The following is a 25,664-nucleotide window of genomic DNA, read 5'->3' as shown; positions in this document are numbered from 1 at the left end:
CGTGGACGAACGAGGATTGCTATGCCTGTAGTGGATACCGCATGGGAAGAGTGGCTGAGCACAAACGTCGCACGCGGCTGCAGTCCGGACTCGATGATCGGCGCGATGGTGCAGGCCGGCTTCGTGACTGACGCGGCGCGCGCGGCGGTGCTCAAGGCCTTCGGCGCAAGTCCGGACAGCCCCATGTTCGCCGCGGTTGCGGCGACTGAAGCCGCGCTCGCCAAAGCCGCGCCGCAAACCTATCAATACGACGAGATGCCGGTTGCGCGCGGCAATGTCATCCGTGCCCACGATCGCGACGTGCGCGTGCTGATGCGCTGCGAGCGGCCACAGGTGATCGTGTTTGCCGATGTGCTGTCGCCGGATGAATGCGCCGAGATGATCGAACGCTCGCGTCACCGGCTGAAACGCTCCACCACGGTCAATCCGGACACCGGCAAGGAAGACGTGATCCGCAACCGCACCAGCGAAGGCATCTGGTATCAGCGCGGCGAGGATGAATTCATCGAACGGATGGACCGGCGTATTGCCAGTCTGATGAACTGGCCCGTCGAAAACGGCGAAGGGCTGCAGATCCTGCACTACGGCACGACCGGCGAGTACCGCCCGCATTTCGACTACTTCCCGCCCGATCAGCCCGGCAGCGCGGTGCATACCTCGCAGGGCGGCCAGCGCGTCGCAACGCTCGTGATCTATCTGAACGACGTGGCCGACGGCGGCGAAACGATCTTCCCGGAAGCGGGCATGTCGGTCGCGGCGCAGCAAGGCGGCGCGGTGTATTTCCGCTATATGAACGGCCAGCGTCAACTCGATCCGCTGACCTTGCACGGCGGCGCGCCGGTGCTCGGCGGCGACAAATGGATCATGACGAAGTGGGTGCGCGAACGCGCTTACGGCTGAGGTGGCCTTATCCGGTGACCTAACCTGGTGGCCTTAACCGGCGGCGTTGCCGGCCGTGGCCGAGTACACGTCCGGGTTATGCCGCTCCATGTAACGTTCCGGATTCGCCGGTGCCATGAAACCATGCGGCGCGTACACGTGGTGCGCGTCCGTTGTCACCAGCATGATTCTGCGCAAACCCTGAAGCGACGGGCTCGCGAAGATGTGCTTCATCAGCGCGGATGCGTAACCTCGACCGCGGTAATCCGGTAGCACGAACACGTCGCACAGGTATGCGAAGGTGGCTTCATCCGTAACCATGCGCGCGAACGCCACCTGCTTGCCTTCGAGATATCCGCCGAAACACAGCGAGCCCGCGACAGCCCGCTCGAACGTTTCGCGCGGCATTCCCTTGGCCCATGGCGTCTCCTGAGACAGGAAGCTGTAGACCGTGTCGAGGTCCAGGTCGGCCTTGCTGCTTGAAATCGTGAGTGGGTTTGCCTGCACTGTCTGTCTCCACCTGCTTTGCCGGAATGTCCTGTTGATGGCCTAGCCCTTGGCCGGGTCTTCGTTGCCGCGCGTGCCGCCGCCGATGCTCTGTCCGGCGTTGCGCGCCAGACCCAGATAGCCGATCACGGACGCGAGCGTCACCAGGCCCGCGAACAGAAACGCAAGGCGGAAGTCGTCGAGCGTGAAGACGCGGCCTGTCGTCTCGCCGTTGAAGAATGCCGCCGCGCGCAGCGACACCGCGCCGAACGCGATACCCAACCCGATGGTCATTTGCGCCGCCGCGCTCCAGAGCGTGCTGGCGGCACTCATCTGCGGTTGCGCGACGTCGGCGTAGGCGAGGGTGGCGAGCGTCGAGAATTGCATCGAACGCGCTACGCCGTAGATAAACACCACCAACAGCACCAGCGCGAGCGGCACGTTCGGCGTCAGCAGTCCGCAGGCGATGATGAACACACCCGCCACCGTCACATCGACGATCGACACCATGCGAAAACCGTAGCGCTGCAGGATACGCGTGGTCAGCGCCTTCATGCCGAGATTGCCGAGCGCACTGGCGAGCAGCAACAGGCCCGACTTGAACGCCGACAAACCGAAGCCCACCTGGAACAGCAGCGGCATCAGATAAGGCACCGCGCCAATGCCAATGCGCGTGAACGAGCCCGTCACTACCGTCACGGAGAAGGTCGGGATTTTCAGCGTCGAAACGTCGATTAACGGATGCGGGTGGCGCTTCGCATGCTGGAACGCCACTACGCCCATCAGCAGACCGCCGAGAATGATCGCCCCGGCGATCCACGGATTTTCGCCGGGCTGGCTGGCGAGTTCCGCGCCGTACAAAATCGCCGTCAGCGTGGTGCCGCTCAGCAGCAGGCCGACCACGTCGAGCGGTTTGCGCTCGCTGCCACGCAGGTTCGGCACCAGCGCGAGCGCGACGGCCATGGCCGCCAGGCCAAACGGCACGTTGAGCAGGAAAATCCAGCGCCACGACGCGTAAGTCGTGATGAAACCGCCGATCGGCGGACCGACCACCGGCGCGGCAATCGCCGGCCAGGTGATGGTGGAAATGGCCTGCATCATGCGGCTCTTTTCCGTGCTGCGGACCACGATCAGGCGGCCCACCGGCACCATCATCGCGCCGCCCATGCCTTGCAGGAGACGGGCAGCGGTGAACTCGACGACGTTTTGCGAAAGTCCGCACAACACCGAGGCCACCGTGAACACACCGATCGCGCTGAAGAAGACCGTGCGCGACCCGCAGCGGTCGGCAACCCAGCCGCTGACCGGGATAAAGATGGCCAGCGCCAGCATGTAGGCCGTCATGCCCAGGCTGAGGCTGTTGGGGCCGACGCCGAACGAGTGCGCCATCTGCGGCAACGCCGTGGCGATCACTGTGGTGTCGAGGTACTCCATGAAGAAGGTGGCCGCGACGATATACGGCAGCCAGCCGACATGCGCGTTGCCGGTATTGCGTGTTGCGCCGCCGGTCATGACGCGATCCTCGTGGTGCGGCGAGCCTGTTCGCGTACGTCAATGCCGCGAGTGTACCGGCGCATTACGCGCGTGGTTCTGGCCTTCATGGTCTTGCGACTACCTTTAGAAATCGTGTTGCCGGCATCCGGACGAAGCGGACGGGCGAGAGGGGCGTGGCCGCCATGCGGTCTCCATTCAGGCGCTAGTGACGTCGTCAGGAGCACACGAGGCCGCCAGCCCTGAATCGTAACGCAATTAATGGCGCCACATCGTCGGCAAGGGCAACCGCCGCGCATCGGCCGGACCGGCGCGCGGCAAGGCATCTGCACAGGTCAGCCGGAAACACGATTTTCTTCGAACCGTCGCCGCTCAATCCTTCGCGGCGTACTCGCGGTCCAGCTTGTCGTACAGCGGCTTGTTGACGAGGCGTTGGCGCTCGCTGAACGGCGCGACCAGCGTCGCGTCTTCGTCGAGGCGGCCGTTGCTCTTCAACGTGCCGAGCGCGCGCTGCATGCCGAGCACCGCGCCTTGCAGCGCCGCGTTCGCGTACAGCACGATGCCGTAGCCGAGCTTGCCGAGCGCTTCGCGCGATTGCACCGGCGTCTTGCCGCCGATCACGATATTGATCAGTTGCGGCTTGTCAAACAGCGAAGGCAGACGCTCAATGTCCGCGAGCGACTCGGTTGCCTCGATAAACAGGATGTCGGCGCCGGCCTCGATGAAACGATGACCGCGCTCGATGGCGTCCTCGATGCCGTGGACCGCGGCCGCATCGGTGCGCGCCATGATCTGCAGATTGCCGTCTTCGCGGGCGTCGACGGCCGCGCGAATCTTGCCGACCATCTCGCTGGCGCTAATCACTTCCTTGCCGGAAAAGTGGCCGCATTTCTTCGGCATGATCTGGTCTTCGAACTGGATCACGTCGGCACCGCTGCGCTCGAGCACGCGTACGGTCTGGCGCACGTTCAGCGCGTTGCCGAAGCCGGTGTCGGCATCGACGATCAGCGGCAGCGCGACCGCGTCGCGAATCCGCGCCGTATGTTCGGCGACTTCGGCAAGACCGATGAAGCCGAGGTCAGGCAGGCCGAGCGACATGTTGGTCACGCCCGCGCCCGTGATGTAGATGGCTTCGAAGCCGGCGTCCTCGATCACGCGGGCGCTCATCGCATTGAAGGCGCCGGGCACCAGCAGCCCCTGGCGTTCGTTGACTTTGGCGCGGAAGGCGGCGCGGCGGGTAGCGGAAGTGCTCATGACGGTGGGTCTCCAGAAAGAAAGGTGATAAGTACGACGTACGCCTCTATACGCAGTAAGCGTGCCATTTGGCGGCGCCGGGAGTTTGTCTCAAATAATCAGTCGCTTAGTGGAAAATCGGCAGGACGGCGATTCGTGGCACAATGCGTCTGGTGTTTCGAGAAACGTTCCATGGAACGTTTCAATATTTTGAGCGGAGTGTCACGGTGTCCACTTTCACGTCGTCCCTTGCAAATGCCGATCCGGGCCGTCCCGGCGTTGCACTGGTGAGTATCAGCCGGTTGCAGTCGCTTTGCGAGACCGTCGCGCCGCGCTATGCGGGGCGGGCCCGCTTCTTTTCGGTCCGGGAAGGTTACGGCGCCGCCGTCACTGCGTTGCAGGCCTACGTGGACGCGGGCTCGGTCGACGTCGTGCTGGCCGCCGGATCGAACGGCGCCTATCTGCGCGAGAACCTGAGCGTGCCGGTCGTGACGGTCAAGGTGAACGGCTTCGACGTGCTGAGCGCGATCACCCGCGCCACCACCACGTGGCCCGGCGCGCAGATCGGCCTCGTGCTGCACGAAACCATCTCCCACGAACTCGCGGACCTGGATGCGTGGCTGAAGGTCAGCCTGAAACAGCGCGCCTATCGCTCGATCGACGAAGTGCGGCTCGCGGTCGCCAACCTCGCGGCGGAAGGCTGCGGCGTCATCATCGGCCCTGGCATGGCTTGCGATTTTGCGCAGGAGGCCGGCCTCGCCAGCGTGTTCCTGTACTCGCTCGGCGCGGTCGAGGAAGCGTTCGAGCGCTCGGTCGAACTGGCGCGCGTGAGTCGTCAGAAGGAGTCGAAACGCGTGCGCCTGAACACGATCGTCGCGCATCTGCGCGACGGTGTCGCCGCGTTCGACGAGGCCGGGCAAGTCGAAGCCGTCAATCCGGCCATGCTCGAACTGCTGGGCCTCGGTGCGTCGCAGGAAGCCTCCTTGGGAAGCAGAGACCAGGAACTGCCCGCGTTGGTCGAGCGTGCCGTCGGGCCGCTGCTGCGCGAGACGCTCGAGCACGACCAGCCGATCGAGGAACGCATCGAGCAGATTGGCGGCCGCGCGCTGATCGTCAACTGCGTGCCGATCATGGAGCAGGGCGTGCGCACCGGATCCGTGGTGACGCTGCAGGACGCGCTGGTCGCGCAGCGGATCGACCGCTCGCTGCGCACCAGCCAGCGGCCGAAGCATCTGGTCGCGCGGCACCGGCTGGACGATCTGATCGGCGGCTCGGCGGCGCTCGAACGCGTGCGGCGGCTGGCGCGCGCCGGCGCCGCACACGACGCCACCGTGCTGCTGAGCGGCGAAAGCGGCACCGGCAAGGAGCTGGTCGCGCAGGGTATTCACAACGCCAGCCGGCGGCGCGGCAATCCGTTTGTCGCGTTCAATTGCGCGGCGCTGCCCGAGGGGTTGATCGAGAGCGAACTGTTCGGCCATGAGGAGGGTGCGTTCACGGGCGCGCGGCGCGGCGGCAAGCCTGGCCTCTTTGAAATCGCCCACACGGGGACGATTTTTCTCGACGAAATCGGTGAAATGCCGGCGGCGCTGCAGAGCCGGCTGCTGCGCGTCCTGCAGGAGCGCGAGGTGATGAAACTCGGCTCGGGGCGCGCCACGCCGGTCGATGTGCGGGTGATCGCCGCCACGCACCGCGATTTGCACGCGCTGGTCGAGCAGGGCGCGTTTCGCGCGGATTTGTATTTTCGGCTCAACCTGCTTCAGATAGAATTGCCGCCGCTGCGCGAACGGCGCGGCGATGTCGCGCCCCTGGCGCGGCACCTGTTGAGCCGCAGCGCGCTCCAGTATGGGTTGTCGGCGGCGGCGCTCGACCGGGTGCTGGCGTTTCTCGAGCCCTTGTTCGAGCACTACGCGTGGCCCGGCAATGTGCGGGAGCTGGAAAATCTGCTGGTGCGCGCCGCAATTTATGTCGGCGATGATGGCGGCGAGGCGGGCCCAGACGACCAGGCGCTCTTCCCGGAATTTGGACGCATGAAGCAGGCGCTGGGCAAGTCGCCTGCGAGCGCGGCGCGTCCGGCCGCTGAAGCAGCAGAAACCGCGTCATCGCGCGCGACCCCTACCCGGGACGAGGCTCTGCACGCGCTCGAACAGGCCGGCGGCAACCGCGCCGCGGCCAGCCGGGCGCTCGGCATAGGGCGCACGACCCTCTGGCGGCTCATGAAGGAATGACTTTGTGCAGTGCGATAGTCATCGGTAGCGGGATAAATAGTAAAATTCTATCGAATTATTATAACAATCCACTTTACCTATTAAGCGTGGTCTGAGATACTAACTCCACTTTCCACCCACTCCGAAAGAGGACTCAGTAAATGCCGATCATCAACAGTCAAGTCAAACCGTTCAAAGCACAGGCTTATCACAACGGCGATTTCCAGACCGTTACTGAAGAAAGCCTGAAGGGCAAGTGGTCGGTTTTCGTTTTCTATCCGGCCGACTTCACGTTTGTTTGCCCGACCGAACTGGGCGACCTGGCGGATCGCTACGCCGAATTCAAGAAGCTCGGCGTGGAAATCTACAGCGTGTCGACCGATACGCACTTCACGCACAAGGCATGGCACGACACGTCGGACACGATCCAGAAGATCAAGTACCCGATGCTGGCTGACCCGACGCTGGCCATCTCGCGCAACTTCGACGTGCTGATCGAAGAAGAAGGCCTGGCACTGCGCGGCACGTTCGTGATCAACCCGGAAGGCGAGATCAAGCTGGCCGAAATTCACGACAACGGCATTGGCCGTGACGCCGGCGAACTGCTGCGCAAGGTGCAGGCTGCGCAATACATCGCGGCTCACCCGGGTGAAGTGTGCCCCGCCAAGTGGACGCCGGGCGCAGAAACGCTGACCCCGTCGCTCGACCTGATCGGCAAGATCTAAGGTCTCGCTACCTGTCGCAGTTAGCGCCCCATCGCACCTCGGGGCGCTTCACCGCGCGAACCTCGTCATACCGCGGTTCGCGCGTCCCCGGGCCGCACTCGTCCTATCCGGATGCGTGCGGGGCCGGGAACTCCATACCCTCGTCACGGAATCGAATCGCCATGCTTGACGCCAATCTCAAGACTCAGTTGAAATCGTACCTCGAAAAGGTTAGCAGGCCTATCGAAATCGTCGCGTCGCTCGACGACAGCGCCAAATCGCAAGAGTTGCTGGCATTGCTGAACGATATCGCGACGTTGTCGGAACGCGTCACCGTGATCGAACGCCGTGGCGACACCGAGCGCAAGCCGTCGTTCTCGATCGGCGAGCCGGGCAGGGATATCGGCATCCGTTTTGCCGGCATTCCGATGGGGCATGAATTCACGTCGCTCGTCCTCGCGTTGCTGCAGGTCGGCGGCCATCCGGTCAAACTCGAAGACGCGGTGATCGAACAGATCCGCAACCTCGACGGCGACTATCAATTCGAAACGTATTTTTCGCTGTCATGCCAGAACTGCCCGGAAGTCGTGCAGGCACTGAACGTGATGGCGCTGATCAACCCGCGCATCCGCCACGTGGCGATTGACGGCGCGCTGTTCCAGAACGAAGTCGAAGCGCGCCAGATCATGGCGGTACCGACCATGTTCATGAACGGCGAAGTGTTCGGCCAGGGCCGCAGCGGTGTGAAGGAAATCCTCGCCAAGCTCGACACCAACGCCGGCGCCCGTGCTGCGAAGGAACTGGAAAAGAAGCCGGTGTTCGACACGCTGATCGTCGGCGGCGGCCCCGCGGGCGCGGCGGCGGCCATTTACTCGGCGCGCAAGGGCATTGCGACGGGCGTGGTGGCGGAGCGCTTCGGCGGCCAGGTGCTCGACACGCTGGCGATTGAAAACTTCGTCTCGGTGACAGAAACCGAAGGACCGAAGTTCGCCGCGGCGCTCGAACAGCACGTGAAGAGCTATGAAGTCGACATCATGGACGTGCAGCGCGCCGAAGCACTGGTTCCCGGCCGCATCCACGAAGTGCGTCTGGCGAATGGGGCGGTGCTCAAGGCCAAAACCATCGTCCTGGCGACGGGCGCGCGCTGGCGCGAGATCAATGTGCCTGGCGAGCGCGAGTACCGCAATCATGGCGTGGCGTATTGCCCGCACTGCGATGGCCCGCTCTTCAAGGGCAAGCGTGTCGCGGTGATCGGCGGCGGCAATTCCGGCGTCGAAGCGGCCATCGACCTCGCGGGTATCGTGCGCGAAGTGACGCTGCTCGAATTCGGTGCGACCTTGCGTGCCGACGAAGTGCTGCAGCGCAAGCTGCGCAGCCTTGCCAACGTGACGATCGTTACGCAAGCCCAGACCACGGAAATCACCGGCGACGGCAAGAAGGTCAACGGTCTGGTCTACAAGGATCTGCGCTCGGGCGAAGTGAAGACGGTCGAACTCGAAGGCGTGTTCGTGCAGATCGGTCTCGTGCCGAACACCGAATGGCTCAAGGGCACGCTCGAGTTGTCGAAGCACGGCGAGATTGTGGTCGACGCACGCGGTGCGACGTCGGTGCCGGGCGTGTTCGCAGCCGGCGATGTGACGACGGTGCCGTTCAAGCAAATCGTGATCGCCGTGGGCGAGGGCGCGAAGGCATCGCTTTCCGCGTTCGACCATCTGATCCGCAATAGCGAGGAATTGGACGAGGTTAGTCAGGCAGAGGCGGAAGCCGAAGTAGCGGCTTGACGCGGGTAGTGTGAGTCAGGGACGGCGGCCTTTGGGCCGCCGTTTTTGTTTGTACTCGCGCGGTATTCAAGCGCGAGCACGATTCGAACCCGCAGCGTCAAGTACTCGTCCACGGCGCGGTCCTCCGCCACACCGCCCGACCCTCGCGCAAACGGCCCACACGACACCCAAAACGCCCGTTTCATACCGGCGCTCGAACCACAGCCCGCTTACCCCCTCCACGGCCCCGTTGTTTGGAGACTCCCACCTGGCGCGATTCCTTGGCTATCCCGCTCTCCAGGCCATATAAATCGGGGAGTGGGGACGGTTTCGCCGACCCGCGCGCCAGCATGCCGCCACGCGGACGTCTGGCGACACACAACAAGGAGGGAGACAATGGCAAGATCGCAAGCGGCCCCCGCGCGGTGGGTCGATGGCAAGCGCTACCTGTGGTTGCTCGGCGCGCTCACGATCACCCTGCCGCTGCACGCCGCCAATCTGGCGCTGCAGACCGGCTGGCACATCTTCTGGTGGTTCGGACCGATCTTCGTGTTCGGCATCATTCCGGTACTCGACTACCTGATCGGCGACGACCCCAGCAATCCTCCCGAAGACGTCGTCCCGACACTCGAAAGGGAGCGCTACTACCGACGCATCGTCTATCTCGCCACGTTCATCGAATACTTGTCGTTTTTCGGCGCGCTCTGGATCGTTGGGACGCATGCGCTGGCATGGTACGACTACCTGGGCTTTGCGCTGTCGCTCGGCGCGGCGACCGGCGTGTCGATCAACACGGCGCATGAACTCGGCCACAAGACCGACCGCTTCGAGCGGTGGCTCGCCAAGGTCACGCTGGCGCCGGTCGCGTACGGCCACTTCTTCGTCGAACACAACCGCGGGCATCATGTGCGGGTGGCCACGCCGCCCGATCCGGCCAGTGCCCGCTATGGCGAATCGTTCTGGCGCTTTCTGCCGCGCACGGTGTTCGGCAGCATTGCGTCCGCGTGGCGGCTCGAACAACACCGGCTCGAACGCCTCGGCCAATCGCCGTGGACGTGGCGCAACGAGGTCCTGCATTCGTGGGCGATGACCGTCGTGCTATGGGGCGCAATGATCGCGCTATTCGGCAAGACGGTGATTCCGTTCCTGCTGATCCAGGCCGTGTACGGTGCTTCGCTGCTCGAAGTGGTCAACTATCTGGAACATTACGGGCTTGGCCGCAAACAGCTCGCAAGTGGCCGTTATGAGCGCTGCCAGCCGCAGCACTCATGGAACAGCAATCGTATCGTGACGAATCTATTTCTGTACCAGTTGCAGCGCCACGCCGATCATCATGCGAACCCGACGCGCTCCTACCAGGCGCTGCGTCATTTCGACGGCGCGCCGCAATTGCCGTCCGGCTATGCCACGATGATCATGCTGGCGTACGTGCCGCCGCTGTGGTTCCGCGTGATGAATCCGCGCGTAGTCGCGCATTATCACGGCAACATGGCGCAGTCGAATATACGTCCCGCGATCCGCGAGCGCGTGCTGGCGCAGTTCGCGGGCTGACACGCGAGGTCAGACTCAAGCAAAAAGCCGCCCGGCAGTGTGAACTGACCGGGCGGCTTTCTTATGGGCGCAGCGTAAGTGGTGCGAACTTAACGGCGGTCGATCGAATACTTCCCAGGACCACTCACGCACAACAGCAGCAGACCGCCGATGATGCTGATGTTCTTGTAGAAGTGAATCATGTTGTCATACTGCACGGCGCCGGTCATGTTCCAGAAGTGGTGGCCGATGATGGCGGTGCCGAACGTGTAAAGCGCGAGCAGCAGCGCCAGCGGCCGCGTGAAGAAACCCACCAGGAGCGCGACGCCCACGATCAACTCCATCACCACGGCGATCACCGCCGACAGTTCGGGCATCGGCGCGCCGCTCGACGTCATGTACGCAACGGTGCCGCCAAAGCCGGTGAGCTTGGCCCAGCCGAACATGACGAACAACACCATCAACAGGATACGGGCAACGAGGAGAACGGAGTCTTTCTGGTTTTCAAACAGCGTGTAGCGCATGATTTTTTCTCTATAGGTAGTAAAGGTTTGGTTCGCCAGCATGGTCCCGGCGAACCCTACTTAGGCCGTTAAGCCTACAACGTTAAGCCCACAACTCCGACACTTCGTTATCGCGCAGGTCGAACACGAGCACTTCAGCGTCGTGACCTTGCGTGAAGGTCAGCGCTTGCTCGCCGCGGATACGGGCGCCGTCGCCTTCCTTGAACTCGACGCCGTTCACCGTGACGCTGCCGCGTGCCACGTGGACATACGCATAGCGATTGCTGGCCAGCTCGAGCCGGGCTGTTTCATCACCGTCGAAGAGACCGGCGTAGACCCGTGCATCCTGTTGCAACTGCAGCGAATCGTTCGCGCCGTCCGGCGAGAGCACGAGGCGCAACACGCCGCGCTTCTGGTCCGCGCCGAAGTGACGCTGCTGATAACGCGGCGTCGTGCCCATTTTGCCCGGCGCGATCCAGATTTGCAGGAAGTGCACCGGATCGCTCTTCGAATGGTTGTATTCGCTGTGCGCAATGCCGGTTCCCGCGCTCATCAACTGGATGTCGCCAGGCACGATCACCGAGCCTGTGCCCATGGTGTCCTTGTGTTCCAGCGCGCCTTCCAGCACGTACGAAAAAATCTCCATGTCGCGGTGCGGGTGCTTGCCGAAACCTTGAGCCGGCGCGACGCGGTCGTCGTTGATCACGAGCAGGTCGGAGAAGCCGTTCTGCTTCGGATCGTGATAGTTCGCAAAGGAAAACGTATGACGCGAGCTAAGCCAGCCGTGCTCCGCGCGGCCGCGTTGATTGGCGTGTCTGATTTCGAGCATCTTTTTTCTCCTTGAGGTGTGCGACGCGGTTCGATGTGAGGCCGCGATCCATGAACAGGAGTGTAGGTCAATCTGGATGGTTATAATCTATCCACAAACGGAAACACTGTCGCAATGGAGTAGACAATAAAATGCAGCTCGATGACATGCGCATCTTTATCGCCACGGTCGACGCCCACAATTTCACGGCGGCCGCCAACCGCCTGGCGCTGTCCAAGCAATTCGTCAGCCGCCGGGTGATGGCGCTGGAAGAGGCGCTCGGCGTGCAGTTGCTGATCCGCAATACCCGCAAGCTGGCGGTGACCGAACTCGGTCAGGATTTCTACGAGCGCGCCAAACGCATCCTGGGGGAGGTCGAGGACGCCGAGCAGGCCATGTCGCAGTTGCATGCCGGGCCACGTGGGCTGCTACGCGTGAGCGCGCCGATGTCGTTCGGCATGGCGCATCTGTCGCCGCTCGTGGCGACGTTTCTGCGCCAGAACGGCGACGTGCGTGTCGAGATGGAATTGAGCGACCGCACCGTCGACGTGGTGGGCGAGGGCTTCGACATGGCGATCCGGATCGGCGCGTTGCCGGATTCCACATTGGTGGCGCAGAAGCTCGTGGATATCAGGATGGTGGCGTGCTGCAGCCCAGGTTACGTGCGCCGCCGTGGCGCGCCCGCCGTGCCGCGCGATCTGGAGCGGCATTCCTGCCTGCTGTACGGCCATGGCGGCACGGTCAGCTGGGACTTCGTGGTCGACGGCGTGGCGAAAAGCGTCGAAGTACACGGACCATTGCGGGCGAACAACGGCGAACTGGTGCGCGACGCGGCGGTCGCGGGCCTGGGGATAGTTCGGCTTCCTGATTTTATCGTGGCCGATGCGCTCAGGAGCGGCCAGCTCGTGCCGGTACTGGAGGAGTTCCTGCCTGCCGCGACGAGCGTCAATGCAGTCTATCCGCAGCACCGGCAAACCTCGGTTACGATCCGTGCCTTTGTTGAGTTTCTGCGTGAACACTTGAGAAAGCGCTTGGCGGCGTGAGCACTACTTACCCGTTGCGGAAAATGAAGCTATAGCCGTTCAACGCCGGCACGCCGCCCAGGTGCGCGTATAGCACGCGCGAACCCGCCGGAAACTCGCCATTGCGCACTTTGTCGATCATGCCGTGCATCGACTTGCCCTCGTAGACGGGATCGGTCAGCACACCCTCGAGGCGCGCGCACAGGCGGATCGCCTCCAGCGTGCCGTCATTCGGCAAGCCATACTCCGGGCCGCCGAAGCGCTCGTCGAGCACCACGTCCTCGCTGGTGATGTCACGCCCCAAGCCGACTTTTTCCGCGGTTCGGCGAGCGATCCGGGTGATCTGCTCGCGGGTTTGCGCGGGCTTCGCGGACGCGTCGATGCCGATCACGCGCTCGGCGCGTCCGTCAGCGGCAAAGCCGACCACCATGCCGGCCTGCGTGCTGCCGGTCACCGAACACACCACGATGTAGTCGAACCTGAAGCCCAGTTCGGCTTCCTGCTGGCGCACCTCCTCCGCAAAGCCGACGAACCCCAACCCGCCCAGTGGATGATCGGAGCAGCCGGCCGGAATCGCGTAGGGCTTGCCGCCGGCGGCGCGCACGCTTTCCAGCGCATCTTCCCAACTCTTGCGAAAGCCGATATCGAAGCCGTCGGCGACGAGGCGCACGTCGGCCCCCAGAATCCGCGACATCTGGAGGTTGCCGACGCGGTCGTACACCGCGTCTGAATAGTTGACCCAGTTTTCCTGCACCAGTACGCACTTCATGCCCAGATGCGCGGCCACGGCCGCCACCTGCCGGGTCTGGTTCGACTGGATCCCGCCAATCGACACCAGCGTGTCGCAGCCCTGCGCGAGTGCCTCGGGAATCAGATATTCGAGCTTGCGCGTCTTGTTGCCGCCAAAGGCAAAGCCGCTGTTGCAGTCTTCACGCTTGGCGTAGAGCTGCACTTTGCCGCCCAGGTGGTCGCTCAGGCGCTTGAGCGGTTGGATCGGCGTCGGTCCGAAAGTCAGCGGGTAACGCGGGAATCGTTGCAGGTTCATGGCAGCTCCGGAGTCCGTTGATTGGACGCGAATCGCAGTGAGTCGCGTTAAACAGATGGTAGATAAAACCGCCAGAAATGAGCTTGCGAAAAAATGGCCTCAGGCATACCTTCTGAAACACAAAGTGGAAATCAAACTAATAAATCGACACAAAACTTCCTATGAGCGCAACAAAAGTTCGTCCTTCTTCCGCCTCGGCCGTGCCCGCCGAACCACCGCAACCGCTCGACCGCGTCGATCGCGCGATCCTGCGACAGTTGCAAGCCGATGCGTCGATTTCGAACGTCGCGCTGGCCGCCAAAGTCAAACTGAGCGCGCCCGCCTGCTTGCGGCGCGTGGAGCGCCTCAAGGCGTCGGGGATGATCCGCGGCGTGGTCGCGTTGCTCGATCCGAAGGCGGCGGGAGCGGGCATGCTGGTGATCATCGGCGTGGTGCTGGATCGCTCCACGCCCGAGTCGTTCGCCGAGTTCGAGAAAGCGGCGCAAAAGGTGGACGGCTGCATGGAGTGCCACGTCGTGACCGGCGAATTCGACTATTTCATGACGATCCGCACGCGCGACAGCGACAGCTTCAACCGGCTGCACGCGGAGCAGTTGCTTTACCTGCCGGGAGTCCGGCAAATCCGCTCGTTCATGGTGCTCAAGGAAATCCTGTCGACCACGAAATTTCCGCTGTAATGGCCGATGCAGCGCCTGCAGCAGTGAAAAAAGACGCGCATGCTGTCATGTATCCCACTCTCGTGCGACTAAGCATCGGGACCACTCGCGAGTGGCGAAATTCGCGCCGCAACGGGTGAACTGTACGGACTATGCGGAGCAACATCATGGCTTGCAGCAGACGGATATTCTTCAGATTAATTGGCGCGGCGTCGCTGGCCGGCGGCGCTTCGATGTGGCGGGTGGGGCGTGCGGCGCAAGGGGCGGATAGCGGCGCGGCCGCCGCCTACGAGGTGACGCACAGCGACGCCGAATGGCGCAAACTGCTGACCGACGCGCAGTACCGCGTGCTGCGCCAGGCAGGAACGGAGCGTCCCTTCAGTAGCGCGCTGAACGACGAGCATCGTGCCGGCACGTTCTCGTGCGCCGGCTGCAAACTGCCGCTGTTCTCGTCGAAGACCAAATTCGACAGTGGCACCGGCTGGCCGAGTTTCTGGCAGCCGCTCGATCATGCCGTCATTACGCGCACCGACACGTCGTTCGGCATGACGCGCGACGAAGTGCTGTGCCGGCGCTGCGGCGGCCATCTCGGGCACGTCTTCGACGACGGCCCCAAGCCAACCGGTCTGCGCTATTGCATGAACGGGCTGGCCATGACATTCACGCCCGCGGCCAACGGCGCGAGCTGATCGAATCAGGAGGCAGTTCATGAATTTCGACAAACGCATCGGCGGCAAGCCGGCCCGCTCACGCGCGGCGGCACTTTCACTCGCGCTCGGATGCGGCGCGCTGGCGTTGCTGTTTGCGCAACGCATGGCATTCTCATCGGAAACCGCGGTCGTGATCGCGCCGCCGGCGCTCGACGAACCGGTCTCCGCCACGACCGCTCACGAAGAGACCGCGGTGTTCGCGGGTGGCTGCTTCTGGGGCGTGCAGGGCGTGTTCCAGCACGTGCGCGGCGTCACCCGGGCCGTGTCGGGCTATTCAGGTGGCCAGCGCGACACGGCGCAGTACGAGACGGTCAGCGGCGGCGAGACGGGTCATGCGGAATCCGTGCAGGTCACGTTCGACCCGACCAAAGTCACCTATGGCCAGTTGCTGCAGGTGTACTTCTCCGTGATTCAGGATCCGACCCAGTTGAACCGGCAAGGTCCGGACAGCGGCACGCAATACCGCTCGGCGGTGTTTCCGCTGAACGACACGCAGCGGCAGGTTGCGCAAAGCTACATCACGCAGCTCGGGAAGGCGCACGCCTTTCCCGCGCCGATCGTCACGAAGACGGAGCCGTTCAAGGGCTTCTATCCTGCCGAGTCGTATCACCAGAACTACCTCACGCTGCATCCGGACTCCGCGTATATCGCCTTCAACGACATGCCGAAGATCGCCAACCTGAAGCGGCTCTTCCCCAATCTGTATCGTGACAAGCCGGTGCTGGTTGAAGCCGGGCAATAGCGTCAGGCAATATCACCGCAGATCTGAACGGCGCCGCCTCGCGCGGCGCCGTTCAGGCACGCCGCGCACCATTGCAGTGAAATCCGCGTTCCGCACGCCGTGCCCGCCTGGGAGCGGTTCGTCCCGGCGGCCGGCCCGCGCCGTCACTGCCTTCAGCCGATCAGCCTCCGTCAATTCGAGGTCAGGCCCGTATTTTGCAACTGCAGGTCCGTGATCCGTGTACGCGAGACTGGAGGTTTCCGGTGGTGAACAGCGGTGGAACGCGGGGCGGCAGGCCCCGCAGTCAGCAAACAATCCTTGCGGCAGCCTCACTGGCGGCCGCTACTCTTGGTGGTCTTGCCTTGTCAGCGCCCTCGGCTTGGGCGCAGACGCCTTCGCCGCTGGGCGAATGGCAATACTCGGTCGGCATTCCGTTGCAGAAAATGTGGCAACCGAATATTCCCGACTGGCAGGTGCGCATCGGCGCGGCGACCTCGTTCCAGCCGCGCTACGAAGGCTCCGACCGCTATCATCTGATGACCGGCCCGAGCATCGACGTTCGCTACAAAGACCTGTTCTTCCTGTCCAGCGGCGAGGGGTTCGGGGTCAATTTCGCGCAAGGCGAGAACTGGCGTGCCAGTCTTGCCGGCGTCTACGACCTCGGGCGGCGCGGCCATGACGATCCGCCGGAACTGAATGGCCTCGGCAACATCAATCCGGCACCGGGACTGAAACTGTCCGGTGAATACGTGATCTCGAAGGATTTCCCTCTCGTACTGCGGGCCGACGTCAGGCGATATTTCGGCGGCTCGAACGGCTGGATCGGCGACCTAGGTGCCTATATGCCGCTGCCCGGCAGCACGCAGAAGTTCTTCTGGTTCGCCGGTCCGAACGTGACGCTCGCGGACTCGAACTACATGAACAGCTGGTTCGGCGTGAATCAGAATCAGGCCGCGCATTCGTCGTATGCGCCGTACCACGCGAGCGCGGGCTTCAAGTCGGTGGGTTTTGGCGTGAGCCTCGTATGGCTGTTCGACAAGCATTGGTTCGCCACTGCCGACGGCGCTTTCGAGCAACTGGTGGGCAGTGCGGGCAATAGCCCGATTACGCACCGCAAGGCCAACGGCGTCGCGGACATCTCGATCAACTACCGCTTCTGACGGCGTGCTTGCGCGCTTCAATGCGATGAAGGTTGCGGCGATCCCTCTGTGCTACGCTTGCCGCAACCGAACCCCCACACGGCGAGCCGTTCTCCATCATGCGTTCCTGGCGCATCGCCCCTCCGCACCGAAGCGAACAGATCAGCACCGCGCGCGCGACCGACCTCGTCATGTCGATCTCGCATGCGAATGCCGACGCGCTCGCCGCCAGCATGCTGAACACCGTCGGCGAGTCGCTGCCCGTCTCGCAGTGCACCATCTTCGCGTATGAATTCGACGCGCGGCCGCGCACCGTTTCGGCGGCGGACCATCGCGGCGGCCGCTTCCTGCGCGATGTCGCCGACCGCTATGCCACGCACTTTTATGCACTCGACGGCAATCGCACGATCATCGGCGGTTCACACGGCAAATCTCCGCGCGACGCTTTGATGCTGCACCAGCAGCAAAGCGAAGAGATCGAGAACGAGGCCTATCGCGCGGCCTGTTACGCGCAGCCGAATGTGTCCGACCGCCTATCGTTGCTCGTGCAACCAATGGACAGCGTCTGGCTGTCGATCAATCTGTATCGCGACAGCGCCTATGGCGTGTTTCAGCCGGGCGAACTGGAACGCGTCGAAAGCCTCGCGCATCTGTTCGCTCATGCTGCGAAGAGCCACTACGCATTGCATGGACAACATCAGCAGGGCACGGCGGCGGCGATGCTCGCGCGTGTCAGGCGCGCTTGCCCGGCGCTCACGCCACGCGAGCTCGACGTGCTGCGCGGCACGCTCGAAGGCGCGACCGCTGCAGAAATCGCGCTGCAAATGGGCGTCAAGCCCGCGAGCGTGGTGACGTATCAGAAGCGCGCCTACGCGCGGCTCGGCATTTCGAGTCAGCGTCAACTGTTCGCGCTGTGCATGGTCCCCGAGTGGGGCTGATCCGGCGCGCCGGACAGCCGCGCATTATCCACGCCTGGGCCGCGCCTCGGCCTGGGTCTCGCGGTCCCAGCGTTTGAGCCACGGCATCAGGAAATCCGCGAAACCGTCCGCGGGCGGCGACAGCGCGCGCTCGGTGGAACGGTACACGCAGACTTCGCGGATGGTCTCGGGATCGACGATGCGTTTCATCGCCAGCCCGAAGGTGCGCGCCAGCGGCGCGACGTAGGCGGGCGCGAGCGTGACGGCGAGCCCCTGCGAGGCGATCCCGAAGGCCGTGGTTACGTTGTCCACCACGTCCACCGGAATGATGCGGGCTTCCGCCGGCAGATTGGCAAGCATCTGCTCGACCGCTCGCTCATGATCGCGGCCGGTGGCGACAATCGGCACGTCGCGCAGATGCGTCCACTGCACACGTCGCCGCGCGCTCAACGGATGGCTCGGCGCGCACCACATCACCCAGGGGCTCGCAAACGCCGGATCGCAGCGTACGCGTGCGCCGCTTTGCCGGTCGGGGCCGATCGCGAGATCCACGTCGCCGCTTTCCACGCGCTCGACCAGCTGCTCGACCACGGTGTCGCAAATGCGCACGACCACCTTCGGTTTGCCGCGCGCATACTCGGCGATGGCGGCGGGCAACGCGGTGGCCGCCAGCACCAGTGGCGCGCCGACGCGGACGATGCCGGCGGCGCGGTTGCGGATGTCGTCGGCCGATTGCGCGGCGGCGCGCACATGGCGCAGCACCGATTCCGCTGACGAAAGAAAATCCTGCCCGGCGCTCGACAGATTGACGCGCCGCGTGGTCCGGTCGAACAGCCGAAAACCGAGCTCGGTTTCGAGCTCGGCGAGCAACTGGCTGACCGCCGAGGAGGTCAGGCCGAGCCGTTGCGCCGCCGCGCCGATGCTATGCAGATCGGCAATGGCGAGAAATGCTTCGAACTGGCGGAGTGTGGCGCGAGTGAGTGGCATCGGGCGATTCTAAAGAAAAACTAACGAATCGTGAAAAATCGATTGATTGTGTGCAGAGAGCCGTTCACTGACACTTGTCCCAATCGACGCACGCCGTCAAACCCGCTTAGACTTTCGGCTCGCCACGAGGCCATACCGAGATCGCACCGAGCGAGATCGCACCGAGGCCGCCCCGAGACCCCATTCAAGGAATTGCCATGTTCGAACACATTCCCGCCTACCCCGGCGACCCGATTCTGAGCCTGAACGAAGACTTTCAACTCGACCCGCGCCCGAACAAGGTCAATCTGAGCATCGGCATCTATTTCGACGACGCCGGCAAGCTGCCCGTCATGGACGCCGTGCGCCGCGCCGAGAGCGCGCTGCTCGAATCGATCGGCCCGCGTTCGTATCTGCCCATGGCGGGCCTGCCGCTCTATCGCGACACGGCTCAGGCGCTGGTATTCGGCGCGAACAGCGAAGCGCGCGTGGCGGGCCGGATCGCCACGCTGCAAACCATCGGCGGCTCGGGCGCGCTCAAGGTCGGCGCCGATTTCCTGAAGCGCTATTTCCCCGGCTCGCAGATCTGGATCAGCGAGCCGAGCTGGGAAAATCACCGCGTCGTCTTCGAAGGCGCGGGGCTCACGGTCAATACCTATCCGTACTACGACGAACAGACCGGCGGCTTGCGTTTCGCCGACATGATCGAGACGATTGGCCGCTTGCCGGAAAAGAGCGTCGTGCTGCTGCACGCGTGCTGCCACAACCCGACCGGCGTCGATCTGAGCGCGTCGCAATGGGCCGAACTGGTGCCGGTATTGCAGCGCCGCAAGCTGATCGCCTTTGTCGACATGGCCTACCAGGGTTTCGGTGCTGGTCTCGAGGAAGACGCCGCCTGCGTGCGGCTGCTCACCGAAGCGGGCATTCCGGTGATCGCCGCGAATTCGTTCTCGAAGAATTTCTCGCTGTACGGCGAACGTGTCGGCGCGTTGAGCGTGGTGTGCCAAAGCGCGGAAGAGGCCGGCCGCGTGCTCGGCCAGCTGATGTCGACCGTGCGCTCGAACTACAGCAATCCGCCTACCCACGGCGCGCGGCTCGTCGCCAACGTGCTGGCCGATGCGTCGCTGCGCGCTTCGTGGGAGGCGGAACTCGCCGGGATGCGCGAACGGATTCTCGCCATGCGCGGAACGATTCACACCGGACTCGCCGGTCGTGTCGATGAAGTGATGCGCGCCCGTTATATCGCGCAGCGCGGCATGTTCACCTACACCGGTTTGAGCGAAAGCCAGGTCGAGCGCTTGCGCAGCGAATACGCGGTGTACGTGCTGCGCTCGGGGCGCATGTGCGTGGCCGGCCTGAACGCGCGCAACGCCGAGTATGTGGCGGCGTCGATCGCGGCGGTGGTGTCGGGCGCATAAGCACGGCTATTGTGACTCGCTTAACGATAACCATGGAGATGCAGATGAGCACCCTCGACCAGCCGGCGCCTGGCGCGCCGAAGACCCACGCGATGCATCCGGACGAATGGCAGGCGCGTGTGCAACTCGCGGCGTGCTATCGCATCTTCGACATGCTCGGCTGGACCGAGATGATCTACAACCACATCACGCTGCGCGTTCCGGCCAGCGTGAGCGGCGGCGAGCGGCAATTCCTGATCAACCCGTTCGGGCTGCACTACAGCGAGGTGACGGCGAGCAATCTCGTGAAGATCGATGCGCGCGGGCGCGTGCTCGATCACTCGCAGTATCCGGTGAATCCGGCGGGCTTCGTCGTGCATGCGGCGATTCACGAGGGCTTGCCCGACGCGCACTGCGTGATGCACACCCACACCACGGCGGGCGTCGCGGTTGCCTGTCTGGAAGACGGTTTGCAGCAGACCAACTTCTATAGCGCGCAGTTGCACGACCGGATTGCGTATCACGATTTCGAGGGCATCACGGTGCATGCCGAGGAAGGCCCGCGCCTTATCGAACATATCGGCGACAAGCAGGCGGTGATCTTGCGCAATCATGGCCTGCTTGCTTGGGGCCAGACCTTGCCGCAAACTTTCGCGGTTCTATGGACGCTCAACCGCGCCTGCGAGATCCAGATGGCGACCTTCGCCATGGGCCGTGCCCGGCCGGTGCCGGAAGACGTGGCGATTCGCTGCTCGCGCGACGCGTTGCAGTTCGATCCGCGCCACGGCGCGGGGCAGGACGTGTTCGACGCGCTGGTGCGGCGGGTGGACCGCATCGATGCAAGTTACAAGGATTGAAACAATGAAAGTCTGTATTTACGGCGCGGGCGCCATCGGCGGCTGGATCGGCGTGAAGCTCGCGCAGGCAGGCCACGAAGTCAGCGTGGTGGCGCGCGGCGACACGCTCGGCGCGCTGCACGAGCACGGCCTGCGGTTGATCGAAGGCGGCGTCACGCATGCCGTGCAGGTGAACGCGAGCGATAAGCCCGCGGACCTTGGTGTGCAGGATCTCGTCGTGGTGGCCGTCAAGGGGCCGGCCATGGCCTCGGTGGCCGCGCATATCGCCCCGTTGCTGAATGCGAAGACGATCGTGCTAACCGCGATGAACGGCGTGCCATGGTGGTTCTGTGACGGACTCGGCAGAGACTTCGCCGGCCAACGCCTGAAGTCGATCGATCCTGACGGCGCGATTGCCGCCGCGATTCCGACCGCGCAGACGGTCGGTTGCGTGGTGCATGCCAGTTGCCTCGTCGAGGCGCCGGGGGTCATCAAGCATCACCAGGGCAACGGGCTCATTATCGGCGAAGCCTCCGGGCAGGCGAGCGAACGCGTCGCCACGCTGACGGCGACGCTCGTGGCGGCGGGCTTCAATGCGTCGATGTCGGCGCAGATTCAGCGGGACGTCTGGTACAAGCTGTGGGGCAACATGACGATGAATCCGATCAGCGCCATCACCGGCGCGACCACCGACCGGATTCTCAGTGACGAACTGGCGCGCAACTTCGTGACGAGCATCATGCTGGAAGCGAAGGAAATCGGCGCGCGCTTCGGGATTCCGATTGAGCAGGCACCTGAAGACCGGCACGCGGTCACGCTCAAACTCGGCGCGATGAAAACTTCGATGCTGCAGGACGTGCAGGCGGGTAAAGCGGTCGAACTCGACGCGCTGGTGAGCGCGGTGAGCGAACTGGGGCAACTGACGGCGGTGGCCACGCCGTACACGGACGCACTGCTTGGCCTCGCGCGTCTGCATGCGAGCACGCTGGGTCTGTATCCGAAGCAATGAAGCGGAATCAGGCGCTGGTGGGACACACTCCGCTGGCGCGCTACGGCACGCACGGCGATGTATCAGCGCCTTATGCTGCGGGCGTAGGCGCGACTACCGGCAATCGCGCCGCCTCAATCAACGACAACGCGCGCTGCGGATTGTCGAGTTCGGTCATGCACAGCATCGCCAGACGGGCCAGATAGAGTGGCGCCTGCGCTTCGCCTGCGGCAGTGAGAGTCTTGCAGAGCGTCGTGTAGACGAGATCGAGATCGCTATCGGTCATGGTTCGGGGCTCCCAAGGTTAGTTCGTCAACGCCATGCGAATGGCGCGTTGCACGCCCGCAGCGCTGCCGTCGCGCCAGCGCGCGAGTACGTGGCCGTCGGGCCGGATCAGATAGACCGTGCCGGGGGTGGCGTCGAACAGGTCGTGCAGGCGGCCGGCGGGGTCGATTGCGTGTGAGCCTGCGGCGCCCGATGTCGCGTTACGCGTCAGCGTCACGGCTTTGAACGGAATGCCGTGTTCCGCGAGCGCTTTCTGCAACTGCTGCCAGGCGGTATCCTCGTGCGCGTCGGCGTGCGGGGTAAAGCGCAGCGCGGTAAAGCACGGCTCGAGCAGATCCGTGAGATGGATGTCGACGCTCGCGCCGTTCTCCACGCCTTTCAGCCGGCATTCCGGCAGAACCGTGCCAGGTGCCGGACCGTGGCTGAATGCGCCCGCTACATCGGTCGAGGCATCGTTAAGCGGCGACTGCAGATAGGCGATCGCATGCGTCTGCCGTGGATTGATCAACGGGCGCACCGCCGCGTGACGCTCGGCGAGACTGAGCACGGCGGTACGCATCAGGTCGAAGGCGAATGAGGGCGGCGCCATGAACTCCGTGCTCTTCATGCCGTAGCTCAGATTCTCACGCGCCGCGTACACGCGCTCGTCGCTGTAACTGTCGAGCAGCTCCGCCGACGCCACGCCGTTCACGACGCAAGCGAGTTTCCAGCCGAGATTGTCCGCGTCGTCGATGCCGGAGTTGGCGCCGCGCACGCCGAAGATCGGCACCAGATGCGCGGCGTCGCCCGCGAACAGCACCGAGCCATGGCGATAGCGCTCGAGCGTCAGCGCGTTGGCCTTGTAGACGGTGATCCAGATCGGTGACCAGTCGCCGGTTTCGTTCATCGAGTCGAGCAAGCTCTGCACGCGTGGCATGACGTTTTCGGGTTTCACGGCGGCTTCGGGATCTTCGTCGTCGCGCAACTGATAGTCGATGCGCCAGACGTTGTCAGGCTGCTTGTGCACCAGTACGGTCGAGCCGGGATTGGACGGTGGATCGAAATAAGCGAGCCGTTCCGTGGCGCGCGTGCTGTCCAGTTCGATATCGACAATCACATAGCGGCCTTCGTACGTGGTGCCGGCGAGCTTGAGGCCGAGCGCCTCACGAATCGTGCTGCGCCCGCCATCGCAGGCGACCACCCAGTCGGCCTCCATCTGCCACGCGGTGTCACCGGTGCGCAACGTGAGTGTCGCGCCTCCTGTGCCGCTTGCGGCTGGCTGCTGTTCGATGCCGGTTACGCGGGTCTGCCAGCGGACGTCAATCAGATCGGCATGCCGTTCTACTTCGTCGAGCAGCAATTGTTCGATCTGATATTGCGCGATGTTGATCATCGGCGGCAGAGATTGTTCGTCGTCCTGATGCATGGCGAAGCGGAACACTTCGGCGTCGCGATAGAAGCTGCGGCCGCCGGTCCAAGGCAAGCCTTTCTCGAGGAAGCCCTGCACGGCGCCAAGGCGCTTGAAGATCTCCAGACTGCGCCGCGAGATGCAGATCGCGCGGCTGCCGGTGCATACGCCGTCGTCGGCTTCGATCAGCACGGCGTGCACCCCCCGGCGGGCCAGGGTGAGCGCCAGCGTCATGCCGACCGGACCGCCGCCGACGATCGCCACGGATCGTCTGACAGGGTCGCGCCCGTCTGCCAACGGGGGCACGACGCCCTCGTAGTGGCGTGGCGAAAACGGATAAGGTTTGAAGGGGCGGTTCATGCGTGTCTCCTGTCGATCGGAGTTAGTGCTTCAGCACTTACTCCGATCCCATGCAAAGCTGTCGATCGGAGTTAGTGCTTCAGCACTTACTCCGATCCCATGCAAAGCTGTCGACCAGAGTTGGCGCTTTAGCGCCTTACTCTGGTCCCATGCAAAGCTCGACCAGAGTTGGCGCTTTAGCTGTCGACTGGAGTTCGCGCTTTAGCGCTTACTCCAGTCCCACGCAACGCGCCTTACTCTGGTCCAATGCAAAGCTCGATCTTCGATGCCGGGAATTCGCCCACCGGCGCAGTTTCGCGCTTGACGACAGGCGGGGCGAATCGATAACGAAGTATGAAGGAGGGTGTGCGCCGCGCTGTCCTCATTTTGGGTACAAGGCGCCGGGCGCGGCGACACGGATTAGCGGCTTGCTGATGCCGTGGTGGTCAGACGATCGGCATTGGCGCGAAACCATTCGACCGAAAAATCGACGAACGAGCGGGTTTTCGCGGAGATGTGGCGGCGATCCGCGTAGACGAGCGCCAGTTCCTTGTCAGCATTAGCAATGCCGTAGTCCGGCAGGAGTTGCATGAGCGCCCCCTCGCGCAAATCGGCCAGCACCTGATTTTCTGGCAATACCGCCACGCCCATGCCGGCGAGTGCGGTTTGCCGCAGCATCAGGGCGTTGTTGACCACCAGCGCCGCCTCCAGCGTCACGCGGCGCTCACGCTTGTCGGGCGCGACAAACACCCATTCGCCGTCATGCGAGCCTGAAGCGAGTGCGAGGAACGTGTGGGTAGTCAGATCCGACGGTTTCGACGGCAAACCTTTCGCCGCGAGATAGCCGGGAGAAGCGACTGCAATCGGACGCACACTCAGCAATGTGCGTTTGATCATGGTCGTGCCGCTGATCTGTTTGGGGAGGACGATACCGACGTCGAAGCCTTCTTTCACGAAATCGACGTGTTGATGGAGGAGTGTGAGTGCAAGTTTGACGTTCGGATACCGCTGACGATATTCCTGCAGCAACGGTGTCAGATTGGACAGTGAGAAGGAGGCGCCGGCCGCTATCCTCAAGGTGCCGGAAGGTTCGGTAGTGCCGCGAATCGCAACCAGTTCGATTTCCTCGATTTCGTCGAGTATGTTGCGGCAACCCCTTGAATATATCTCGCCCTCCTCAGTGAGCGAGAGGCTGCGCGTATTGCGATTGACAAGCCTGGTATTGAGATGAGCTTCAAGCTGCTCAAGATAACGCGTGACCATTGCGTTTGAAATGCGGAGATTGGCCGCGGCCTGACCGAATGACATGGTTTCAGCGATGTTTATAAAAACCCGCATGGCCTGAAGCTGATTCATGATTTTACCAACACGCTAAAAATATGAGAATGACGGATTCAAGGGTGAGGTAATCAAAGTATGTCGTGGCGTATGGATTATCAATAAGAATGAGTGAAATCTATTTGGGCGATGCAGGGTATCGGCAATTTCCTCTCAAAAAAAGGGGGGGATTTGTTTTGTTGGGGATCAGCAACGGTGAACTCAATTGGAGCGCCCGGTCAGATGATCTGACAATCTTTCACAGACGTTGTCACGCGTGACTTGTGCTTGGCTCGTGACGCCGTCTTAAAATAAAGTCAAAAATACTTTTGCAGGTATTT

General features: G+C 63.3%; 24 protein-coding genes. 14 read left to right on the top strand and 10 right to left on the bottom strand.

Going from position 1 to position 25,664, the window contains the following annotated elements; all coding sequences use genetic code 11:
- The first annotated feature begins 21 nt into the window (after window positions 1-21).
- Complete coding sequence (locus tag A6V37_RS02300; RefSeq protein ID WP_064285742.1) at window positions 22-900, top strand: 2OG-Fe(II) oxygenase; 879 nt, start codon at window positions 22-24, stop codon at window positions 898-900.
- A 33-nt stretch (window positions 901-933) separates the two neighbouring features.
- Here A6V37_RS02300 and A6V37_RS02295 read toward each other — a convergent pair whose 3' ends face one another.
- From A6V37_RS02295 to A6V37_RS02285, 3 genes are all read right to left on the bottom strand, one after another.
- Window positions 934-1,386 (bottom strand): GNAT family N-acetyltransferase, encoded by a 453-nt coding sequence (locus tag A6V37_RS02295; protein ID WP_064265909.1) that lies wholly within the window; start codon window positions 1,384-1,386, stop codon window positions 934-936.
- A 42-nt stretch (window positions 1,387-1,428) separates the two neighbouring features.
- Window positions 1,429-2,877 (bottom strand): MFS transporter, encoded by a 1,449-nt coding sequence (locus A6V37_RS02290; protein ID WP_064265910.1) that lies wholly within the window; start codon window positions 2,875-2,877, stop codon window positions 1,429-1,431.
- Between the two features lie 351 nt (window positions 2,878-3,228).
- Window positions 3,229-4,110 (bottom strand): isocitrate lyase/PEP mutase family protein, encoded by an 882-nt coding sequence (locus tag A6V37_RS02285; protein WP_064265911.1) that lies wholly within the window; start codon window positions 4,108-4,110, stop codon window positions 3,229-3,231.
- Window positions 4,111-4,316: 206 nt separating this feature from the next.
- Here A6V37_RS02285 and prpR point away from each other — a divergent pair, with 206 nt between their 5' ends.
- From prpR to A6V37_RS02265, 4 genes are all read left to right on the top strand, one after another.
- Entirely contained in the window at window positions 4,317-6,314 is a 1,998-nt protein-coding gene (prpR, locus tag A6V37_RS02280) for a propionate catabolism operon regulatory protein PrpR (protein ID WP_064285760.1), read from the top strand.
- Window positions 6,315-6,454: 140 nt separating this feature from the next.
- On the top strand, window positions 6,455-7,018 hold the full coding sequence (gene ahpC, locus A6V37_RS02275) for an alkyl hydroperoxide reductase subunit C (protein WP_063499251.1): 564 nt from the start codon (window positions 6,455-6,457) through the stop codon (window positions 7,016-7,018).
- Between the two features lie 161 nt (window positions 7,019-7,179).
- Window positions 7,180-8,778: an alkyl hydroperoxide reductase subunit F gene (gene ahpF, locus A6V37_RS02270; RefSeq protein WP_064265912.1), complete on the top strand. Its 1,599-nt coding sequence runs from the start codon at window positions 7,180-7,182 to the stop codon at window positions 8,776-8,778.
- A 375-nt stretch (window positions 8,779-9,153) separates the two neighbouring features.
- Window positions 9,154-10,308 (top strand): alkane 1-monooxygenase, encoded by a 1,155-nt coding sequence (locus A6V37_RS02265; RefSeq protein WP_064265913.1) that lies wholly within the window; start codon window positions 9,154-9,156, stop codon window positions 10,306-10,308.
- Window positions 10,309-10,397: 89 nt separating this feature from the next.
- Here A6V37_RS02265 and A6V37_RS02260 read toward each other — a convergent pair whose 3' ends face one another.
- Together A6V37_RS02260 and A6V37_RS02255 are read right to left on the bottom strand one after the other, a co-directional pair.
- Complete coding sequence (locus A6V37_RS02260) at window positions 10,398-10,811, bottom strand: DoxX family protein (protein ID WP_064265914.1); 414 nt, start codon at window positions 10,809-10,811, stop codon at window positions 10,398-10,400.
- An 82-nt stretch (window positions 10,812-10,893) separates the two neighbouring features.
- Window positions 10,894-11,619, bottom strand: a complete 726-nt coding sequence (locus tag A6V37_RS02255) for a pirin family protein (protein ID WP_064265915.1) — start codon at window positions 11,617-11,619, stop codon at window positions 10,894-10,896.
- A 131-nt stretch (window positions 11,620-11,750) separates the two neighbouring features.
- Between A6V37_RS02255 and A6V37_RS02250 the strand changes: the two genes are divergently transcribed.
- The gene (locus tag A6V37_RS02250; RefSeq protein WP_064265916.1) at window positions 11,751-12,641 is read left to right on the top strand and encodes a LysR family transcriptional regulator; all 891 of its coding nucleotides are present in this window, start codon (window positions 11,751-11,753) and stop codon (window positions 12,639-12,641) included.
- A gap of 7 nt (window positions 12,642-12,648) precedes the next feature.
- On the opposite strand, the gene A6V37_RS02245 is transcribed toward A6V37_RS02250, so the two are convergent.
- Window positions 12,649-13,665, bottom strand: coding sequence for a 1-aminocyclopropane-1-carboxylate deaminase (locus A6V37_RS02245; RefSeq protein WP_064285741.1), 1,017 nt, complete (start codon window positions 13,663-13,665; stop codon window positions 12,649-12,651).
- Between the two features lie 161 nt (window positions 13,666-13,826).
- On the opposite strand from A6V37_RS02245, the gene A6V37_RS02240 reads away from it, so the two are divergent.
- The 5 genes from A6V37_RS02240 to A6V37_RS02220 all read left to right on the top strand — a co-directional run bounded on the left by A6V37_RS02240 (window position 13,827) and on the right by A6V37_RS02220 (window position 17,829).
- Complete coding sequence (locus tag A6V37_RS02240) at window positions 13,827-14,342, top strand: Lrp/AsnC family transcriptional regulator (protein ID WP_064265918.1); 516 nt, start codon at window positions 13,827-13,829, stop codon at window positions 14,340-14,342.
- Between the two features lie 146 nt (window positions 14,343-14,488).
- Window positions 14,489-15,010 carry a peptide-methionine (R)-S-oxide reductase MsrB gene (msrB, locus tag A6V37_RS02235; RefSeq protein WP_064265919.1) on the top strand — a complete coding sequence of 174 codons (522 nt, stop codon included), beginning with the start codon at window positions 14,489-14,491 and terminating at the stop codon, window positions 15,008-15,010.
- A 19-nt stretch (window positions 15,011-15,029) separates the two neighbouring features.
- Complete coding sequence (gene msrA, locus A6V37_RS02230; RefSeq protein WP_064265920.1) at window positions 15,030-15,773, top strand: peptide-methionine (S)-S-oxide reductase MsrA; 744 nt, start codon at window positions 15,030-15,032, stop codon at window positions 15,771-15,773.
- A 242-nt stretch (window positions 15,774-16,015) separates the two neighbouring features.
- Window positions 16,016-16,912: a MipA/OmpV family protein gene (locus tag A6V37_RS02225; RefSeq protein WP_064265921.1), complete on the top strand. Its 897-nt coding sequence runs from the start codon at window positions 16,016-16,018 to the stop codon at window positions 16,910-16,912.
- A gap of 98 nt (window positions 16,913-17,010) precedes the next feature.
- Window positions 17,011-17,829, top strand: a complete 819-nt coding sequence (locus A6V37_RS02220; RefSeq protein ID WP_064265922.1) for a helix-turn-helix transcriptional regulator — start codon at window positions 17,011-17,013, stop codon at window positions 17,827-17,829.
- A 24-nt stretch (window positions 17,830-17,853) separates the two neighbouring features.
- On the opposite strand, the gene A6V37_RS02215 is transcribed toward A6V37_RS02220, so the two are convergent.
- Complete coding sequence (locus A6V37_RS02215; RefSeq protein ID WP_064265923.1) at window positions 17,854-18,795, bottom strand: LysR family transcriptional regulator; 942 nt, start codon at window positions 18,793-18,795, stop codon at window positions 17,854-17,856.
- 197 nt (window positions 18,796-18,992) lie between these two features.
- Between A6V37_RS02215 and A6V37_RS02210 the strand changes: the two genes are divergently transcribed.
- The 3 genes from A6V37_RS02210 to A6V37_RS02200 are packed head-to-tail and all read left to right on the top strand — an operon-like array spanning window position 18,993 to window position 22,016.
- On the top strand, window positions 18,993-20,192 hold the full coding sequence (locus tag A6V37_RS02210; protein ID WP_064265924.1) for an amino acid aminotransferase: 1,200 nt from the start codon (window positions 18,993-18,995) through the stop codon (window positions 20,190-20,192).
- A 44-nt stretch (window positions 20,193-20,236) separates the two neighbouring features.
- Entirely contained in the window at window positions 20,237-21,028 is a 792-nt protein-coding gene (locus tag A6V37_RS02205) for a class II aldolase/adducin family protein (RefSeq protein WP_064265925.1), read from the top strand.
- Between the two features lie 4 nt (window positions 21,029-21,032).
- Window positions 21,033-22,016, top strand: coding sequence for a 2-dehydropantoate 2-reductase (locus tag A6V37_RS02200; RefSeq protein WP_064285740.1), 984 nt, complete (start codon window positions 21,033-21,035; stop codon window positions 22,014-22,016).
- Between the two features lie 70 nt (window positions 22,017-22,086).
- On the opposite strand, the gene A6V37_RS02195 is transcribed toward A6V37_RS02200, so the two are convergent.
- From A6V37_RS02195 to A6V37_RS02185, 3 genes are all read right to left on the bottom strand, one after another.
- On the bottom strand, window positions 22,087-22,281 hold the full coding sequence (locus tag A6V37_RS02195; protein WP_064265927.1) for a hypothetical protein: 195 nt from the start codon (window positions 22,279-22,281) through the stop codon (window positions 22,087-22,089).
- Window positions 22,282-22,299: 18 nt separating this feature from the next.
- The gene (locus tag A6V37_RS02190) at window positions 22,300-24,027 is read right to left on the bottom strand and encodes an FAD-dependent oxidoreductase (protein WP_064285738.1); all 1,728 of its coding nucleotides are present in this window, start codon (window positions 24,025-24,027) and stop codon (window positions 22,300-22,302) included.
- A 399-nt stretch (window positions 24,028-24,426) separates the two neighbouring features.
- Window positions 24,427-25,362 (bottom strand): LysR family transcriptional regulator, encoded by a 936-nt coding sequence (locus tag A6V37_RS02185; RefSeq protein WP_064285736.1) that lies wholly within the window; start codon window positions 25,360-25,362, stop codon window positions 24,427-24,429.
- Between the last annotated feature and the right edge of the window lie 302 nt (window positions 25,363-25,664).

Source organism: Paraburkholderia ginsengiterrae (assembly GCF_001645125.1).
Taxonomy (GTDB): Bacteria; Pseudomonadota; Gammaproteobacteria; order Burkholderiales; family Burkholderiaceae; genus Paraburkholderia; species Paraburkholderia ginsengiterrae.
Note: the sequence above shows the minus strand (reverse complement) of the source record. Positions and strands in the feature narration are given on the sequence as shown.